Raw genomic sequence first — 16,288 nt, forward strand, 5'->3', positions numbered from 1 at the left:
ACCCGGCTCCGTACGACCCACCCGACCACGAAAAGGGCGGCACCACTTCAGAGTGGTGCCGCCCTTCCCGTACGCATCCTGTACGTATCCCGTACGTATCCCGTACGTACAGAACCGCTGTCACACCCCCTGAGCCGCCAGCTCCTTCGCCGCCTCGGTCAGGTCCTTCGCGGTGTCGATGGCCCGCCAGTAGGCGCCCTGGGGCAGCGGGAAGCCCGCCAGGCGGCGCTCTCGGGCCAGCCGGGGGAACGTGGTGCGCTCGTGGTCGCCCCGATCGGGGAGCAGCCCCGTGAACTCGGGGGAGAAGACGTACACGCCGGCGTTGATGAGGAACGGCGACGGCGGCGACTCGATGAAGTCGGTGATGTGCCCGAACGTGTCCGTCTCCACGGCCCCCCACGGGATCCGGGGGCGGGCGAGGGCGAGCGTGGCGGTGGCGTCCCGCTCCGCGTGGAACTCGGCCATCTCGCGCAGGGAGAAACGGGTCCAGATGTCGCCGTTCGTGGCGTACCAGGGCTGTCCGGGCTCAGGCAGATGCGCGGCGGCGTACTTGAGGCCGCCGCCACGGCCCAGCGGCTCCGTCTCGACGACGGTCGTCACACGGAGCGGCAGATCGGCGCTCTCCAGCCACTCCTGGAGCACCTCGGCGAGATGGCCGCAGGACACGACGGCATCCGTCACGCCCTCGGCTGCGAGCCAGGACAGCTGATGGCCGATGATCGGGGTCCCGGTGCCCGGGATCTCGACCATCGGCTTGGGGCGGTCGTCGGTGTAGGGGCGCAGGCGCGAGCCCTGGCCGCCCGCCAGGACCACGGCCTGCGTCGGAGAGGTGTTCATACCGGGAACGATATGCGCACCTCGTGAGGCAGCCGTTCAGCGTCGCGGGGTGGGTTCGCGACTCAGCTCGCGTACATCACGCCGGTGGCGAACGAGGTGTCGCAGACCGGGCGGGAGTAGGACTGGGCGCGGGTGGGGCCGTAGTACCGCACGGCCGCCTTGCCGAGGGCGCGGGCGATGGACATGCAGTGCTTGGCGAGGGACGGGCTGTTCTCGACCTCGCGCTGGAGGTGCGTCAACGCCGTGCCGGGGTCCTTCTCCTGAAGCTCTGCGAGCAGGCGGTCGCGCAGAATATCCTGCGGAGCACGGGACTTGGCGGGGACGGAGACGTCCTCGGAGGACGCGGTGAGCATCTGGGTCCCGGTGGCCTGACCGGCCCACGGAACGGCGGACACCGCGAGCGTCCCGGAGAGCACCAGGACGACGGGCAGGACGAGAGCGAGAGAGCGGCCGATACGGCGGGCAGTGTGCGTCACGCAGGCGAGCGTAGCGGCCGGTAGTGATATGGCGACATTTAGTCACTCTCGCGAGGGATGGTTCGAAGCGTCTTTTCGAATTCCGTGTTGACGCCGGTGCCCGAATTGACGGGTCTGCCGGGGTATTTGTCGACACCCTGCGACACGCCGGTCCTGTACGCGAACGGCCCCGCACCCGCAAGCGGGAACAGGGCCGAACGGCACCGACGAGGACCGGGTGGACGAGCCGGACCGGCTCGTGCACCCGGAGAGACCGGATCAGCCGGAGAGGCGCTCACCCGTCGAGGTGGAGAACACGTGCAGCTCGTCCGGGCGCGGCACGACGTGCAGCGTGGAGCCCTTCTCCGGCACGGCGCGGCCGCCGACGCGGACGACCAGGTCCTTGTCCTCGCTGCCGACGCGGGCGGAGCCGTAGACGTAACCGTCGGCGCCGAGCTCCTCGACGACGTTCACGGAGACGGCCAGGCCCTCCTTGCTGGTGGCGCCCGAGACATCGAAGTGCTCGGGGCGGATGCCGACCGTGACGGTCGTGTCGCCCTTGGCGGAGGCGGCGGAGAGCGCGGCACGGGAGACCGGGACGACGCTGTTGCCGAACTTCACACCGCCCTCGGTGATCGGCACCTCGACCAGGTTCATGGCCGGGGAGCCGATGAAGCCGGCGACGAAGAGGTTGGCGGGACGGTCGTACATGTTCCGCGGCGAGTCGACCTGCTGGAGCAGACCGTCCTTCAGCACGGCGACCCGGTCGCCCATGGTGAGGGCCTCGACCTGGTCGTGGGTGACGTACACCGTGGTGATGCCGAGCCGGCGCTGCAGGCTGGCGATCTGCGTACGGGTGGAGACACGGAGCTTGGCGTCGAGGTTCGACAGCGGCTCGTCCATGAGGAACACCTGCGGCTCACGCACGATGGCGCGCCCCATCGCGACACGCTGCCGCTGACCACCGGAGAGCGCCTTCGGCTTCCGGTCCAGGTACGGCGTGAGGTCGAGGATCTTCGCGGCCTCTTCGACCTTGGCGCGGATCTCGCTCTTGTTGACGCCGGCGATCTTGAGCGCGAAGCCCATGTTGTCGGCGACGGTCATGTGCGGGTACAGCGCGTAGTTCTGGAACACCATCGCGATGTCCCGGTCCTTCGGCGGCAGGTGCGTGACGTCACGGTCACCGATCCGGATGGAACCGCCGTTGACGTCCTCAAGACCGGCGAGCATCCGGAGGGAGGTGGACTTGCCGCAGCCGGACGGGCCGACGAGAACGAGGAACTCGCCGTCCTCGATCTCGATCTCGAGCTGGTCGACGGCGGGCTTGTCGGACCCCGGGTAGAGCCGGGTCGCCTTGTCGAAAGTGACAGAAGCCATGGTGATGTATCCCTTCACCGGCAGGAACGTGCCGGACGATCCGAGTGGAAGGAAGGATGGGTCTAGTCCACCGGAGTGAACTCCGGGTGACGCTACCTGGCGATTCCGGATCTGTCAGCACTCCCGAGCCGGTGAGATTTCCGACCTGGGCGGGTCGGGGGTTGGTTACACTGCACTCGCTGCCTCCTTAGCTCAGCTGGCCAGAGCACCGCTCTTGTAAAGCGGGGGTCGTCGGTTCGAACCCGACAGGGGGCTCAAGGCAAAGGGCCAGCGCAGGGGGACGTTTCCCCGGCGCTGGCCCTTTCGCATGATCACGGCCGTGCCACCTACGTGCCAGAAGGCCCGTCCTTACGGGCTTGGCGGATCATCTCCCCGAGCTTCCCCGCGATGTGCTGATCACGGTCGCTCGTCATGTGCTGATAGATCAACGCGGCCCGGGTCGTGCTGTGCCCCATCCGCGTCATCAGCTCGCGGGTGCTGGCACCGGCGCTGGAGGCGAGGGTGTTCCCGGTGTGGCGGAGGTCGTGGAAGTGCACGTCCCCGGAGACGCCGGCCTTGGTGCGAGCAGCGGTCCAGTCGTCCCGGAAGTTGCTCCGGCGGAGGAGGCCGCCGCGGGGACCCAGGAACAGATGACCGTCCTGCCCGGCGCCGGCGAAGTGCTCGAGGTGGTGAGCGAGCTCGGGGACGAGCTCGGCAGGGAAGGCGACAGGCCGGATACCGGCGGCGGACTTCGGGGCCTTGTCGGCCAGCCTTCCGTTCTGCAGCTCGGACTGGGCACGGCGGACCAGGACCACGGCCCGGGTCAGATCGAGGTCCCGCCGGCGCAGCGAGGCCAGCTCGCCGAACCGGAGTGTGGTGAAGGCAGCGAGGAGGACGAGCGCCCGGTGGTGCGGTCGGATGGCGTCGGCCACGGCGTACACCTCGGCCACGGTGAGGACGGGGCGCTCCGGGACGTCGTAACGGTCGGCGCCCTTGATCCGGCACGGGTTGCGGCGGATCAGTTCGTCATCCACCGCCGTGTTCAGGATCGCGCGGAGCAGTTGGTACGCCTTGACCACGGTCGGCTCTCCCACGCCGCCTTCCAGTAGAGCGGTGCGCCAGGCCCGGACGCGGGGCGTGGTGATCGCGGCAACGGTTCCGGCACCGAACGTGGGCTTGATGTGCAGCCGGATCACGCTCTCGCTCCGTTCCCGGGTGCGGTCCTCCAGCTTGCGGTGCTTCAGCCAGTCGTCGGCGTACGGCCCGAAGGACACCTTCCCGGCGTCGGGGGACTGGTAGGTGCCCCGGATGATCTCCGCCTCGATGGTGGTCAGCCAGACGTCGGCGTCCGTCTTGGTGTCGAAGGTGTGCGGCGCGGACTTCATCTCGCTCGACAGCGGGTCGCGGTAGCGCGCCTGCCAGCGGCCGGACGCGAGCTGTCGCACGGTGCCGAACCTGCGGCGCCTGCCTGTGCGGTTCGCCATCAGGCCACCTTCCCGTAGCGACGCTCGACGGGCTGCACGGTGTGGGTCTCGATGTACGCCTCGATGGCGGGCTCCGGGATGCGGACGTGTCGGCCGACCTTGACGAAGGTGATGCGCCGTTCCTCGATCAGGCGCCGCGGGAACCGGACCGAGGTGCCGAGGAGTTCGGCGACCTGGTCGACAGTGAGCAGACGTGCGGACATGGTCACCACTCCTCATCAATGGACGCATCGAGCTCGGCGCGGAGTTCGCGGGCGTGTTCGCGGTTGTGTTGGACGTCGCGGCGGATGTTGGCGGCGAGCCAGGACTCACCGGGTGTCGAGCCGTGTCCGGCGTAGGTCCAGTGGGCGACGACGAGGACGGTTGCTTCCGGATGTTCGTCGGGGTCGGGCAGGCCGAGGGATGCGCGTTGTTGGGCGGCGCGGTAGTCGGCGCGGACCTGGCGCAAGGCGCCGAGGGTGGTGGAGTAGCGGCGGGATTTGGTGGAGAAGTGGCCGCGGAAGCCGAGCATGTGGGCCCAGGCCCGCAGGCGTCGGTCGGGGTAGGCCGGGTCGAGGTCCATGCAGGCTTCCATGAGGCGCCGGGGGTGGTCGGGGATGTCGAGGAGGATCAGAGCTTCCTTGTTGCCCACCCGGTGGTCCACGGACCCTGTCGCTTCGGCGGCCTTGGTGGCGTACTTGGCGACGTAGGCAGCGACCGCCTGTTCGGTGAGGTCTTCGCCCTGGCCGAAGGCTCCGATGGGCTGGACGTCGAGCTGACTGCCCCATGCCAGCTCCACGTCCTGGTCCACGCCGTACTCGGGGGCGGCGGGCACGGTGACGTGGACGCGGGCGGCGGCGGCCCGGATGGCATCCGTGAGGAGGTCGAGGGTGGCCCAGGCCGGGGGCGGGGTATCAGCGCCGCCCGGCCCGTCGAAGCGGATCACGGCGTGGAAGTGGACGGCGCCGCGCTTCTGGTACTCGGCGACCTTGCCGAACGAGACGCGGGACAGCTCGCGGGCGGCCTTCTGTGTGAGGCCGGCGCGGGCGGCGATCTCGCGGCGGAGGTAGATCGTGAAGTAGCGCCACAGCTCGGAGGCGTGGTTGTTCCACAGCACCGCCCCGACGTAGTCGTACGTCTCGGGGTCGAGCGGGGTGCCGAGTTCGGGTGCGTCCTCCTGGTGGTGCGTCCCGCAGCGGCATGGCCGGGTTCCGGGCCGGTTGTGGACGGGGCCGAAGGACGGGGCGGTGAGCGTGGCGAAGACGCGGGGGTGGTCGCGGATCGTCTCGGGGGTGCCCTTGTCCGGGTTGCCGACGAGTCCGGCGCGGATCAGGTGGTAGGTGTCCCCTGCGTAGGTCCAGGCACAGGCGGGGCAGCGGGAGGCCCGCCGGTTGCCGCAGGCGACCCGCAGGACTCCACCGGGTTCGGTGTCGGTGTTGTAGGCGTGAAGAACGGTCTTCGTGGCCGGGTCAAGGAGCTTGGACCCGCCGGAGATGCGGATGGGGGCGGCGCATCCTCCGGTGCGGCGGATCTGCTCGGTGAGGCGGTCGAAGCCGGGGGACCCGGCCACCCGGAGCACGTCGCTCAGGGTGGCCGGGTCCAGGCCCGCCGCAGTGGCGGTGTCGATCACGTAGTCACTCCTTGTGCGCGGGACCGTGGTGGGCGTTCCAACCAGCGACGAGGGCCGCAACCTGCGCGTCTCCCCTGGCGGAAGAAGTGGCGCCGCAGTGGCAGGCGGCGGAGCCCGTGGCGGGCTCGGACGGGGAGGGCTTGCTGACGTGCAGGCCGGGGCGGTCCGGGGTGGGGGCGAGATCAGCCACGGCGGGTCACCTCGGCAGCGTTGGCGGTGAGGGTGTCGAGGGTGGCGGCGGCCTCGGTCGCGGCGGCGGCAAGGGTTCGCAGGGCGTTGGCCGATCCGGGCGAGGAGAGGAGCGCGATTTCGATGGCGTCGCCCTCGATGCGGAGGCTGACGAAGGGGCGAGAGCTGTCGGGGAACGGCGTGACGCGGAAGCTGGTGTCCGCCTTGATGTGACCGGAGACGGAGAGGTTGTTCATGGCGGTCACCGCCCGGCGCGGGCGAGGCCGGCGGGGACGTTGTGGCCGAGTCCGCGGCAGGTGGGGCAGTGGACGGGGATCGTGTCCCGTGTGCCGTCGGCGGTCTTCAGGCCGGTGGTGATGGTGGCGGTGGCGAAGCCGTCGCAGTCGCGGCACACACGTCGGGGCTGGGTGATCTGGGGCATGATGAGCTCTCCCTTTCGGGTCCTTTGGATCTGGGATGGGGTTCAGGCGCCCGGGGCGGCGGAAGTTTGGCGACCGAGGCCGCTCCGGGGGCCGCTCAGTGTGTGTTGCGCCTGCCGTGGCCCTTGGCCGCGTACATCGACGCGTCGGCGGCGGACAGGGCGTCGGTGAGGGTCGGGACCGGCAGGTGGTCGGGGGCGCAGTGGCCGACCGAGGCCGAGACCGGGATGACGTGGCCGTTGTGGGTGACCGGCTGGTCCAGTGCGGACCAGAGGTCGAAGAGGTTGGCGGCGCCGAGGTTGGTGATGATGGCTGCGAACTCGTCTCCGCCGAGGCGGGCGGCGATGCCGTGGTGTCCGCACCAGTTGCTCAGCCGTTGGGCAGTGGCGGTGAGGACCGCGTCGCCGGCGGCGTGGCCGTGGGTGTCGTTGATGGCCTTGAAGTCGTCCAGGTCGACCAGGAGCACGAGCGCACCCGGGTGCTGCTTGGCGATGAGACGTTCGGCGCGGGCGGTCCATCCGGCGCGGGTGTGCAGGCCGGTCAGGGGGTCTCGGCGGGCGGTGGCCAGGCGGCGCCAGAGCATTCCACCGTGCAGGGCCCAACCGAGAGCCGGTAACCCGGCGGCCGCGATCGTGTAGGTGTCCATGGCGGTCACCGGCCCCGGCGCCGGTTGCGGGCGGGCTTGATGGGCGGGATGGCGTCGTAGGCGTCCTGGCCCTGCTGGAACGAGGCGGCGTCGGCGTCGCTGGTGGCGGTGTCGGTGTACTCGCGGCCGATGCGGCGCATGGTCTTGCGGTCGCCGTGGCGGCGGGCGATGGCGAACTCGCGGCCCATCTCGGCCATCTGCGGGTTCGACGGCGTGCTCTCGGACTTGCGGCTGAAGAGGCCCATGTCAGCGGTTCCTTTCCTGGTTGAGCAGGGACTTCAGGACGACGGCGCACACGGCGACAGAGACGGCGGTGATGGCGACGGCGAGGAGCATCGAGACCAGGACGGCGCCGACGACCAGGACCACCGCACCGCCGCCGGCGGCGAGGGCAATCGCGCTGCCGGGGGTGAGCTGAACCGTCGTACGGGCCGGGGCGACCGGCACCGGGGCGTGCGCGGGAGCGGTCGGGGTGAGGGCGGTCGACTGGTCGGGGGCGGGGTGCTGGGCCGGGGTGTAGGTGTCCGGGGTGGGGTACTTCGGGGTGAACACGGGCGGGTCTCCTCTCAGGCCTTGCAGCGGTGGGTGCGGGCGGCGAGTTCGGCGGAAGCGCGGGTGAAGTAGTCGGCGGAGAAGTCGCAGCCGGGGGCGGAGCACACGGCGGTGTGCTTGGTGCGGCCGCGGCCGTCGTGGTGGGTGCCGACGCGGACCGGGCCGAAGCGGGCGACGTTGTAGAAGCGGTTCGGGCGCACGGGGTCTGTCTCCTTTCGGATCAGGCGAGTTGGAGGGCGATCGAGTCCGCCAGGGCGGATGGGACGCCGAGGCGGCTGCGCAGGGTCTCGGAATCGATCGGGGCGCCTGTCTGGGCGTGGTGGGCGTCCGCGATCTTCCGGGCGTGGTCGAGCAGCGCGGGCGGAACCGGCACGGCGGGCGCCAATGCGGCAGGCTCCGGCGCTGTTTCCTGCGGTCCCGAATCGGCCGGCGGGAGCTCGGGCGCCAGTTCAGGGGCGCGTTCCACTGTCAGATCCGGTACGGGTTCCTCGGCGGGCTCCGGCTCCGGGTTCGGCTCTGGAGCTGGGGTGTGTGCGTGGGCGAGGAGGGTGCCGCCGAGGAACGCGAGGGCGGGCCATCCGGCGACCAGGATGCGCAGCCAGTCCGGGACGTCCTGCATGTCGAGCATTCCGGCGGTGGCGACGTTGGCACCGAGTGAGGCGACAAGGGCGATGGCGAACCAGAGCCAGGCGTCGCGGTTGGCCCCGTCGGTGCGCATCCGGCGCCAGGCGGCTACCAGCAGCAGGTCGACGCTGACGGGGTAGGCCCATGCTTTCCAGCCGTCCTGTCCGGCGGCCTGCGCCAGGTCGTGCAGGTGGGAGAAGGACAGGGCTCCGGCGATGACGGCCTGGACGAGAACGGCGTCGAGGCGGATAGAGCGCGCCATGGTCTTCACCTCCCTTGGGCGGTCATTGGTCGTTGGGCGTGCTGGCGGCGCGGGGGCCGAGGAAGAGCAGAAGCTCCGCACGTGCGGCGTCATCCGGTGCTGCGCGGTAGGCGGCCCGAGCGATGCTGAGCGCCGTCGTGAAGTCGCGAGCAGCGATGGCTCGCTGGACATTGCGGATCGCTGCCTGGTTGGCGCGGTGCATGGGGCGTGCTCCTTTCCGGTTTCAGGCATGGGTGGGGTAGGGAGCTGGCGCGAGACGGTCGCGCCGACCGAGTGGGAAAGAGGTGCTAGTCCGTCGCGGGGATCGGCTTCACCAGCGGGATGGGCTCAGCGGACCCGGCGGGGGTGGGGATCACCGGCCGGTACGGAGCGAGGGCCGGGAGATCCGGCGTCAGGTGCGCGTACTGGGCACAGGTCGCGGCAGCGTCGGCCGCGCTCAACTCGGGTGTACGGATGCGGGACCAGCCGCCGGAGGAGTCGCCAGCCACTGCGACGCCGGGCTGATCGGGCGGGATCGCCGTCACGGCCACGACCGCATCGGGGGCGATGTCGCCCAAGCCCATGTCCGCGGTCTGCTTGTCGTTGACCCGATGGACGACACGGCCCGTGAGCTGAGCGCGCAGCGTGGTGGCACCCTTGCCGAGATCGGAGCCGAACCGCTGTCCGCAGACCTCCAGGAAGATGCCGGCCGCGCGGGCCAGCTGCCCGAGGCGGATCATCTGGGTGACCATCCGGTCCCGGCGTTCCTCGTCCTTCTTCCCCGTGATGAGGAACAGCTCCGCGACCTCGTCCACCAGGAGCACGACCGGTACCGGCCGCACCTGCTCGGGCAGAGCCCATACATCGGCGACGCCGTACTCGCTGAGCAGGTCGAAGCGGTCTTCCATCTCGTCCACCAGGGCGTCGAGGAGTCCTGACGCTTCCTGGGGCGTGATCGCGAGAGCCGACAAGCGGGGTGCGTATCCGCGCTGCTCGACGCCGCGCTTGCAGTCGATCCCGACCAGGGCGACCCGGAGCCTGGCGAGACCGGCGACGAGGTTGCGCTGGTACATGGACTTGCCCGACTGGTTGGCGCCGAGCGTCAGCGCGTGAGGGACCTTCAGGTAGTCCCGGACGAACGCCGTGCCGTCTTCCCGGAGTGCGACCGGGACCGTCATCGGCCCGGAGGGGACACGGCGCGGCATCTTCACCCGCCGAAGTACGTCGTAGCCGGTCATCCTCAGCTCGACGAACCCCGGTTTGGTCTCCACCACGTTGACGGAGTGGACACCCCAGGCGTGCCGCAGCCGCTCGGAGGCCGCGACCACGTCGGCGGGCTCAAGACCGGCCGGGAGACGGAGCGTGACCCGCATCCCGGTCGAGGAACCCCGCACGCGACGGATCTTCGGCGGAACGGGCTGGACGTCGCTGCGGCGAGCGACATTGCGCACGAGGAAGGCGCGGAAGCGGGAGGGCTGCACCGTCAGCCCGCACACGTCCATCGTCGAGCGGTACGTCATCGCGAACCGCACCTGCGTGACCGGCAGTCCGACCAGCGACCAGAACACGCGCGGAGCACGGACCTTCGCGTACCCGAGGCCACCGGCACCAGCAGTGGCGAGCGGGAGACCGACCTCCCATAACGTCGAAACGTCCGACATGGTCAGGCCCCCAGCGGCGTGACCGCGACGGCGCGGAACGAGATCCCGTGCCGCTCCTTGCCGTTGATCACGTTCTCCCAGTCCCGGGCCTTGAGCCCGATCACCGAAACCGGAGACCCGGGCGTCAGACCCTCCGGCAGGCCCGTCTCGGGGACGGTCACCTGGAAGAGGTTGCCCTCGCCCTCGTCCGAGATCAGCAGACCCACCGTGGACAGCCCCGCACCGGTCTCGTGGTCCATGGAACGTTCACCGGTCTGCTTGTTCTTGAGCTTCGGCGTCGGCGGAGTCGCAACGAACACCACAGCGGTCGAAAGATCGATCTTGAACGACGGCATGGTTTCTCCTTGGAGATGACAGGGAGGGACTAGATGACCAACTTGGCTATCCCGGTTGGTCACATCTCGAAGGTAAGAGACCTGGCTAGCCATGTCAACAACATGACTGGCATGACTGTCCTGCCTCAGGGGAGTCGCTTACCATCGACCCATGACCTTCGTCCCCGAGCCGCTAGACCCCGACGACGACCGAGCCCCCTACGAGCAGGTGGCCAGCAGCCTCAGCGCTGCCATCCGAACGAGGCGGCTCGGCCCTGGTGAGAAGCTCCCGTCCCACGCGAAACTGACGGAGCTTTACGGGTTCGCCCGGGCGACGATTCAGCGCGCACTGCGCGACCTCGAAGACGAGGGACTCGTGGTCTCCCGCAAGGGCAGCGGCGTCTATGTCCGCAACCGGACCGAGAGGCCGGCGGGGCTGCGGCCGTACGTCGAGCAGGCTTTCGCCAAGGATCAGGTGACCATCGACTTCGCCGGGTTCTCCAGCGAGACCCTGCACGGCGCGCTTCAGGAACCGCTCGACAAGATCCGGGTCGGCAGGCTCACCCCGTCGAGCATCACCATGCGGATACTCGTCCCGGACATGGCCGTGCCACAGGCCGCGCCCGTACGCATGGAGGACGGGGCCGACGACAAGCGGCTCCGCGACCGAATGCACGACATCATGGTCAGCTACACCCGCAGTATCCGGGACGCCATCGCCGAGTTGGAACACCTCGGGCTGGTGGCCGAGACCAGGATCGACGTCCGCGTTCACAGCGGCACGCAGTTCTTCAAGCTGTACGTGGTCAACAACGAGGACGCGTTCTTCGGGTACTACCCGATCCGCCCCAACAAGGTCGTCGCCCAGGGCGAGACCATCGAGATCTACGACCTGGTCGGCAAGGACACCACGCTCTTCCACCACTCGATCAACGACGGCGAGTCCTCCAGCGGAGCCCAGCAGGTGCAGCAGGCCCGCATGTGGTTCGACAGCGTCTGGGAGACCATCGGAAGGGACTTCGACCTTGACGCACGATGACCAGCTCCCGGCGGTCCTGGCGAACGCGCGAGTCATCTTCTTCGACTTCGACGGACCAGTGTGCGACGTGTTCGCCGGACTGCCCGCCCACGAGGTCGCCAAGCAACTCACAGCGCTGCTCTCGTCCCAGGACGCAGCCGCGGGCGCGAAGGCCGCCGAGACCGACGACCCGATCGAGGTCCTGCGCATCGCTCATGAGGCGAGTGCCGATGTCGCCCAGGAGGTCGAGCGAGCGCTGACGGCCGCCGAGGTCGAAGCTGTCGCAGTGGCCGGCCCCCCGACGCCAGGGGCAGTAGAAGCCCTCCGGGCCGCGCACGCTTCAGGAAGGGCGGTTGCGGTGGTGAGCAACAACTCTGCCGAGTGTGTTCAACGCTTCGTGGAGTTGCATGGCTTGGGGGATTACGTCCCGAAGATCGTCGGTCGCCCCACGGGGCAGCCGAACCTGATGAAGCCGAACCCGTTCCCGCTCATCACGGCGGCCGAGCGGATGCACATGGACGTCACGAACTGCACGCTGATCGGTGACTCGCTCACGGACATCCAGGCCGCTCACGCCGCCGGGACAACGGTGATCGGCTACGCCAACAAGCCCCACAAGGCCGACCTGTTCGCCGAAGCGCAAGCCGACGCAATCACCGACGACATGCAGGCCATCGCCGACGCACTCACCACGGCGTAGCCGAGGATCAAAGGGGAGCTGTTACAGGTTTCTCTACCTCATCAAGCACCCGGCTGCGCTCCGCTCCGCCGGGCGGGCTTCCCGGCTCCGCTCGGGGCGACGCTCCTGCCTTCGGCCCGCTCCGCCCCCGCTGCGCCGACGCCCGCCCCTGCAAGACGGGATAGGCCCAAGGGCATGAGTCGAGCCCCAACGGCCCGCGGTTCCATCTGTCACCGACCTGCCTCCGGCGGGGCCTCAGGCTCCGGGATGGCGGGGGCGCCGTACGCGGGTGCCGGCCGGTGGGGTGTGTCGGTGGGGAACTCCCATCCCGTCTGCCATCGACCCAGGACAAGCCGAGCAGACACGGCACCGGGCGTCCAGGTCGTTCGTACAGTGGCGCGCTCCACCTGGACGCCCGGCACCGCGCCCGCTCCACGGTGTGTGGGCCGACGGCAGACGGGATGGGAGTTGGGGTGAGAGGTGGGCAAGGCCGGCGGATCAGTGACTCGTGACAGCTCCAGCTCGAAGCCGCTCCATCGACCTCAGCGAGTTCGGTACCAGGCGCTAACGGGTTCAAAGCGTCTTGATGTGTCTCCTCATCGGCCGATGCCGCTGGTGCCTATCAGGCCACCCTTTGCCGGAGGCCGCACGTCCAGAGGCTTGTCAAGGGAACTGCGCGAGGTGGTGGTGTGATAGCCAGCGCCTTTGTACGCCCGCCTCTGGCGCATTCCGCTCCTCCAAGTCGCGCATGACGGTGCAGGTAATGCATGGTTGAATAGGTGACCTTTAGGGGGCTCCTTGAATTCCACCGTTGAGCGGCGCAGACTGGATAAGTGGGAAACCAGAGCGGGAGGTCTTTATGTTTCACAGATCTGCACTCGCCTCCGCACTCATCCTCCTCATGGCCCCACTAGGTTTGGTGGCCGCCCAGTCAGGCGATGGCCCAACCCAGGCGCCAAAACCCTCCGTTCAACAGCAGTCCACGCAACCCGGGCCGTGCCCCCAGGATCCCGGCACGTCAGTGTTGCTTGCCGTGAAGAACCAAAAATGCCAGGGCATCACCTGCCCACCCGGCACAACCTGTAAGAACGGTAAATGTGTAACGAATCCCTGTCAGGGCATTACCTGTCCACCTGGAGAGAAATGTCATAATGGCCAATGCAAGTAGCCCATAAACGTGCATGTGATCGCTCGATGAACACGGCTCCGGCGCCCAGCGGCGGGTCGTCGAAATCCGTCACTCTCCGAAGACGTACGCGTCGGCGAAACGCAATGTTTGTACACTTCTGCGCCTCGGTAGTCAGAATTCCCGCGGTGACACCCGGACGGCACCGACCCGCCGTCTTTGCTGAGGGCAGCGGACGCCGTGCCGCCGCTTCCGCGTGAACCAACGCCATGGAGACAGCACACCTGTAGCCGCCACAGGGTTGGGAGCGGCTGTCATTCTGTGCCGGGGCAGAGTGTCGACCTGGGCAACCTGTTGGGTCATTCTCAGGGCGTGGTCCGCAAGCTGCTTCACGAGCGCCTGCACGCCGACTTGTCCCAGTCCGAACCGCCTCCGGACTGCGGAGCAGCATCAATGGCGGGGGCGGGAGCGATGTCTGCAGAGCTACGGGTCAAAGGTGCGTATGGCCGGCGGCTCCATTGCCGCGTGCCACATCCGTGCCAGATCGTGCGGGGAGCAAGGGGGAACGAGGGGCGTTGGCGGGCCCCGAGCCGCGGATCAGCTTTAGGCACAACGGCGCAGGTCAGGCCCAGCCCCGCCTTCCCTCTCTTGTAAAGCGGGGGTCGTCGGTTCGAACCCGACAGGGGGCTCCAGGTAGGACACGCGAAGACCCCCAACCGATCATGGTTGGGGGTCTTCGGCATCCACGGGTGACATCAACGGCGGTGGTTGAGGACGGTCGGGCCTGGCCGGGCGCCCTTTCGTCGGGGCGGGCGCGTCAGGGCGCGGAGGCGCTGTTCGCCGTGGGTGTGCCGGCCAGGATCGTCTCCTCCACCGCTTCGTACCGCATGCGCTGGTCGGCCGGGTCGCGTTCGCGGAGCACCGTGCCGAGCCAGCCCGCGAGGAAGCCCAGCGGGGCCGAGAGGATGCCCGACGTGGTGAACGGGAACCAGTTGAAGTCCTGGTCCGGGAAGATCGCCTGGGGCGATCCGGACACCAGGTTGCTGCCGGTCATGAGGATGAACGCGGAGGCGCTGCCCACGATGAGGGTGCAGAGCAGTCCCGTACGGGAGTAGCGGCGCCAGAAGAGGCTGTAGATGAGGGCCGGTGCGACCGCGGACGCGCCGATGCAGAACGACAGGGTGAGCAGTGCCTGAAGGTTCAGATGCCGTGCGCCGGCGGCGATCGCGATCGCCACGAGCCCGACGCCCGCCGCGGCGGTCCGGGCGATGGCCATCTCCGTGGAGCCCTTCAGTTGCGCCTTGCGGCGCAGCCCGTGCGTGATGAGATCGTGCGCCAGGGTGTTGGCGCAGGCGAGGGTGATCCCGGCGACCGAGGCCAGCAGGGTGAGGAAGATGGCTGTCGCCACGGCCGTGAACAGCAGTGTCTCGACGGCCGTCTGGTCCGTGCCCATGACGGCCTGGCTGACCATGAGGAACGCTGTCTTGCCCTGCGGGTCGCCGGCGACGATCCCCTGGTGGCCGACGATCGCCGCCGCGCCGAAGCCGATGACGGCGATCAGCAGACAGGTCACGACGACGGTCGACACGGCCCAGGACATCGAGCGCCGCACGGCTGCCGCGCTGCGCGCGGTGAACATGCGCATGGTGATCTGCGGCAGCACCGCGGCGCCGAGCACGACCGTCAACTGAGTGCTGATCATGTCGAGTTCGTTGCCGCCGAACTGCAGACCGGAGGCGAGATAGGCGTCTCCCGCCCCGCTGCCGCGCTTGGCGGCGTCCAGCAGGGAGGGCAGGCTGAAGTCGAAGCGGTTGAGGATGAGCGCGGCGATCGCGAGGGACGCGCCGAGCAGGACGACGGTCTTGACGATCTGGATGAAGGCGGTGCCCTTCATGCCGCCGATCGCCGCGTACGCGATCATCAGCAGGCCCAGGAACACGATCGCGCCGGTCTTGAAGCCGTCGGCGTCGAAGCCGAGGACGACGGAGAGGAGATCGCCGGCGCCCGCGAGCTGGAAGATCACCAGCGGCAGCAGTGCGGTCAGGGTGACCGCGGCCGTGGTGATCCGCACGGCGGGGCCGGGGAGACGCCGGGTGAAGACGTCGCCGATCGTGAACCGGCCGGCGTTGCGCAGCGGTTCGGCGAGCAGGAACATCATCAGGACCAGCGAGAGCACGGTGCTCAGGGCGAGCGTGACGCCGTCGTAGCCGACGAGCGCGATGATGCCGATGGTGCCGAGTACGGTGCCGGCGGAGATGTAGTCGCCGGCGATCGCGAGGCCGCTCTGCACGGGGGAGAGCGAGCGGTAGCCGGTGTAGAAATCGCCCAGGTCGTCACGGTCGGGGCCGGTCATCACGCACAGCAGCAGCGTGACAGTGATGACCGCGATGAACGCCATCAGCGACATGGTCTGGGCCTCGGAGCTGAAGCTGGTCATGCGCGCGCACCTCCGGTGGGCTGCTGCCACACGGGACGCCCGGAGCGGCCCTGGCGTTCTGGCCGGGGCGCGGCTGCCGCGGCCGCCTGCTCGGCGCGTTCGCGGATCGCCGCGGCGAGCGGGTCGACGCGCTTGCGCGCGATCCGCTCGTACAGCGCGATCGCAGCCAGCGCCACGGGCAGCTGGAGGAGCCCCAGGACCAGACCGGTGGTGAGACCACCGGTGATGTTGCCGGTCATCACCGAGGGGGCGTAGCCGGACAGGAAAAGGAAGATGACGAAGTAGCCGAGCGCGGTGAAGGTGGCGACGCGGCGGAGCCTGCGGTAGGCCGATCCGAGCCGGTGCAGATCATCACGATCGTCGGTGGCGGCGGGCGGTTGCGGCTGCGGGGACGCGTCCCAGGGCTGCTGCGCGGAGTCCCAGCCCTGCTGCGCGGAGTCCCAGCCCTGCGGCGAGGAGTCCCACGCTCGCGGGGACGGGTCCCAGGCTGCCTGTGGATCGGTGTCCCAGGACGGCGATCCACCCTCCCAGGACTGCGACGCCGCCTCTTGGCGGTGCCGCCCGGCATTCCGGTGCTGGGGTACGGGCGGTGGACCGGGGAAAGGCTGGTGGTACGACATCGATCTTGCTCCTTGCCGCCC

The 16,288-nt window shown here is 69.1% G+C and carries 21 protein-coding genes and 1 tRNA gene; 3 read left to right on the plus strand and 19 right to left on the minus strand.

Features of this window, described 5'->3' with window-relative positions; all coding sequences use genetic code 11:
- Window positions 1-120 precede the first annotated feature (120 nt).
- The 3 genes from ACFC0D_RS10355 to ACFC0D_RS10365 all read right to left on the minus strand — a co-directional run bounded on the left by ACFC0D_RS10355 (window position 121) and on the right by ACFC0D_RS10365 (window position 2,669).
- Entirely contained in the window at window positions 121-837 is a 717-nt protein-coding gene (locus ACFC0D_RS10355; RefSeq protein WP_376433214.1) for an NDP-sugar synthase, read from the minus strand.
- Window positions 838-899: 62 nt separating this feature from the next.
- The gene (locus ACFC0D_RS10360; RefSeq protein ID WP_376433216.1) at window positions 900-1,313 is read right to left on the minus strand and encodes a hypothetical protein; all 414 of its coding nucleotides are present in this window, start codon (window positions 1,311-1,313) and stop codon (window positions 900-902) included.
- 258 nt (window positions 1,314-1,571) lie between these two features.
- Window positions 1,572-2,669: an ABC transporter ATP-binding protein gene (locus ACFC0D_RS10365; protein WP_376433218.1), complete on the minus strand. Its 1,098-nt coding sequence runs from the start codon at window positions 2,667-2,669 to the stop codon at window positions 1,572-1,574.
- Between the two features lie 181 nt (window positions 2,670-2,850).
- Between ACFC0D_RS10365 and ACFC0D_RS10370 the strand changes: the two genes are divergently transcribed.
- Window positions 2,851-2,924, plus strand: a tRNA-Thr gene (locus ACFC0D_RS10370).
- 71 nt (window positions 2,925-2,995) lie between these two features.
- Here the strand turns inward: ACFC0D_RS10370 and ACFC0D_RS10375 are convergent.
- From ACFC0D_RS10375 to ACFC0D_RS10440, 14 genes are all read right to left on the minus strand, one after another.
- A complete protein-coding gene (locus tag ACFC0D_RS10375) occupies window positions 2,996-4,132 on the minus strand; it encodes a tyrosine-type recombinase/integrase (RefSeq protein WP_376433220.1) in 1,137 nt (378 codons plus the stop codon).
- On the minus strand, window positions 4,132-4,335 hold the full coding sequence (locus ACFC0D_RS10380; RefSeq protein WP_376433222.1) for a helix-turn-helix domain-containing protein: 204 nt from the start codon (window positions 4,333-4,335) through the stop codon (window positions 4,132-4,134). Before ACFC0D_RS10380 ends, ACFC0D_RS10375 begins: the two co-directional genes overlap by 1 nt.
- A 2-nt stretch (window positions 4,336-4,337) precedes the next feature.
- Window positions 4,338-5,741 (minus strand): replication initiator protein RepSA, encoded by a 1,404-nt coding sequence (gene repSA, locus ACFC0D_RS10385; protein WP_376433224.1) that lies wholly within the window; start codon window positions 5,739-5,741, stop codon window positions 4,338-4,340.
- A 4-nt stretch (window positions 5,742-5,745) separates the two neighbouring features.
- Window positions 5,746-5,931, minus strand: coding sequence for a hypothetical protein (locus ACFC0D_RS10390; protein ID WP_376433226.1), 186 nt, complete (start codon window positions 5,929-5,931; stop codon window positions 5,746-5,748).
- A complete protein-coding gene (locus ACFC0D_RS10395) occupies window positions 5,924-6,166 on the minus strand; it encodes a hypothetical protein (protein ID WP_376433228.1) in 243 nt (80 codons plus the stop codon). Before ACFC0D_RS10395 ends, ACFC0D_RS10390 begins: the two co-directional genes overlap by 8 nt.
- Window positions 6,167-6,171: 5 nt before the next feature.
- Entirely contained in the window at window positions 6,172-6,351 is a 180-nt protein-coding gene (locus ACFC0D_RS10400) for a hypothetical protein (RefSeq protein ID WP_376433230.1), read from the minus strand.
- Window positions 6,352-6,446: 95 nt separating this feature from the next.
- Window positions 6,447-6,995 carry a GGDEF domain-containing protein gene (locus ACFC0D_RS10405; protein WP_376433232.1) on the minus strand — a complete coding sequence of 183 codons (549 nt, stop codon included), beginning with the start codon at window positions 6,993-6,995 and terminating at the stop codon, window positions 6,447-6,449.
- A gap of 5 nt (window positions 6,996-7,000) precedes the next feature.
- Window positions 7,001-7,240 (minus strand): hypothetical protein, encoded by a 240-nt coding sequence (locus tag ACFC0D_RS10410; protein WP_376433234.1) that lies wholly within the window; start codon window positions 7,238-7,240, stop codon window positions 7,001-7,003.
- 1 nt (window position 7,241) lies between these two features.
- The gene (locus ACFC0D_RS10415; protein WP_376433236.1) at window positions 7,242-7,547 is read right to left on the minus strand and encodes a SpdD protein; all 306 of its coding nucleotides are present in this window, start codon (window positions 7,545-7,547) and stop codon (window positions 7,242-7,244) included.
- 14 nt (window positions 7,548-7,561) lie between these two features.
- Entirely contained in the window at window positions 7,562-7,747 is a 186-nt protein-coding gene (locus ACFC0D_RS10420) for a mobile element transfer protein (protein ID WP_376433238.1), read from the minus strand.
- A gap of 20 nt (window positions 7,748-7,767) precedes the next feature.
- Entirely contained in the window at window positions 7,768-8,433 is a 666-nt protein-coding gene (locus ACFC0D_RS10425; protein WP_376433240.1) for a DUF2637 domain-containing protein, read from the minus strand.
- A gap of 22 nt (window positions 8,434-8,455) precedes the next feature.
- Window positions 8,456-8,635 (minus strand): hypothetical protein, encoded by a 180-nt coding sequence (locus ACFC0D_RS10430; protein ID WP_376433242.1) that lies wholly within the window; start codon window positions 8,633-8,635, stop codon window positions 8,456-8,458.
- 85 nt (window positions 8,636-8,720) lie between these two features.
- Complete coding sequence (locus tag ACFC0D_RS10435) at window positions 8,721-10,073, minus strand: FtsK/SpoIIIE domain-containing protein (protein ID WP_376433244.1); 1,353 nt, start codon at window positions 10,071-10,073, stop codon at window positions 8,721-8,723.
- A gap of 2 nt (window positions 10,074-10,075) precedes the next feature.
- Window positions 10,076-10,408 carry a hypothetical protein gene (locus ACFC0D_RS10440; protein ID WP_376433246.1) on the minus strand — a complete coding sequence of 111 codons (333 nt, stop codon included), beginning with the start codon at window positions 10,406-10,408 and terminating at the stop codon, window positions 10,076-10,078.
- Between the two features lie 151 nt (window positions 10,409-10,559).
- On the opposite strand from ACFC0D_RS10440, the gene ACFC0D_RS10445 reads away from it, so the two are divergent.
- Both ACFC0D_RS10445 and ACFC0D_RS10450 read left to right on the plus strand, forming a co-directional pair.
- The gene (locus ACFC0D_RS10445) at window positions 10,560-11,426 is read left to right on the plus strand and encodes a GntR family transcriptional regulator (RefSeq protein ID WP_376433248.1); all 867 of its coding nucleotides are present in this window, start codon (window positions 10,560-10,562) and stop codon (window positions 11,424-11,426) included.
- Window positions 11,413-12,105 carry an HAD family hydrolase gene (locus ACFC0D_RS10450; protein WP_376433250.1) on the plus strand — a complete coding sequence of 231 codons (693 nt, stop codon included), beginning with the start codon at window positions 11,413-11,415 and terminating at the stop codon, window positions 12,103-12,105. Before ACFC0D_RS10445 ends, ACFC0D_RS10450 begins: the two co-directional genes overlap by 14 nt.
- A 1,922-nt stretch (window positions 12,106-14,027) precedes the next feature.
- Here the strand turns inward: ACFC0D_RS10450 and ACFC0D_RS10455 are convergent.
- Both ACFC0D_RS10455 and ACFC0D_RS10460 read right to left on the minus strand, forming a co-directional pair.
- Complete coding sequence (locus ACFC0D_RS10455) at window positions 14,028-15,647, minus strand: cation acetate symporter (RefSeq protein WP_376433252.1); 1,620 nt, start codon at window positions 15,645-15,647, stop codon at window positions 14,028-14,030.
- Window positions 15,644-16,267, minus strand: coding sequence for a DUF485 domain-containing protein (locus ACFC0D_RS10460; RefSeq protein WP_376433254.1), 624 nt, complete (start codon window positions 16,265-16,267; stop codon window positions 15,644-15,646). The genes ACFC0D_RS10455 and ACFC0D_RS10460 overlap by 4 nt, the downstream gene beginning before the upstream one ends.
- Window positions 16,268-16,288 lie beyond the last annotated feature (21 nt).

This window comes from Streptomyces sp. NPDC056222 (genome assembly GCF_042264065.1).
Lineage (GTDB): Bacteria > Actinomycetota > Actinomycetes > Streptomycetales > Streptomycetaceae > Streptomyces.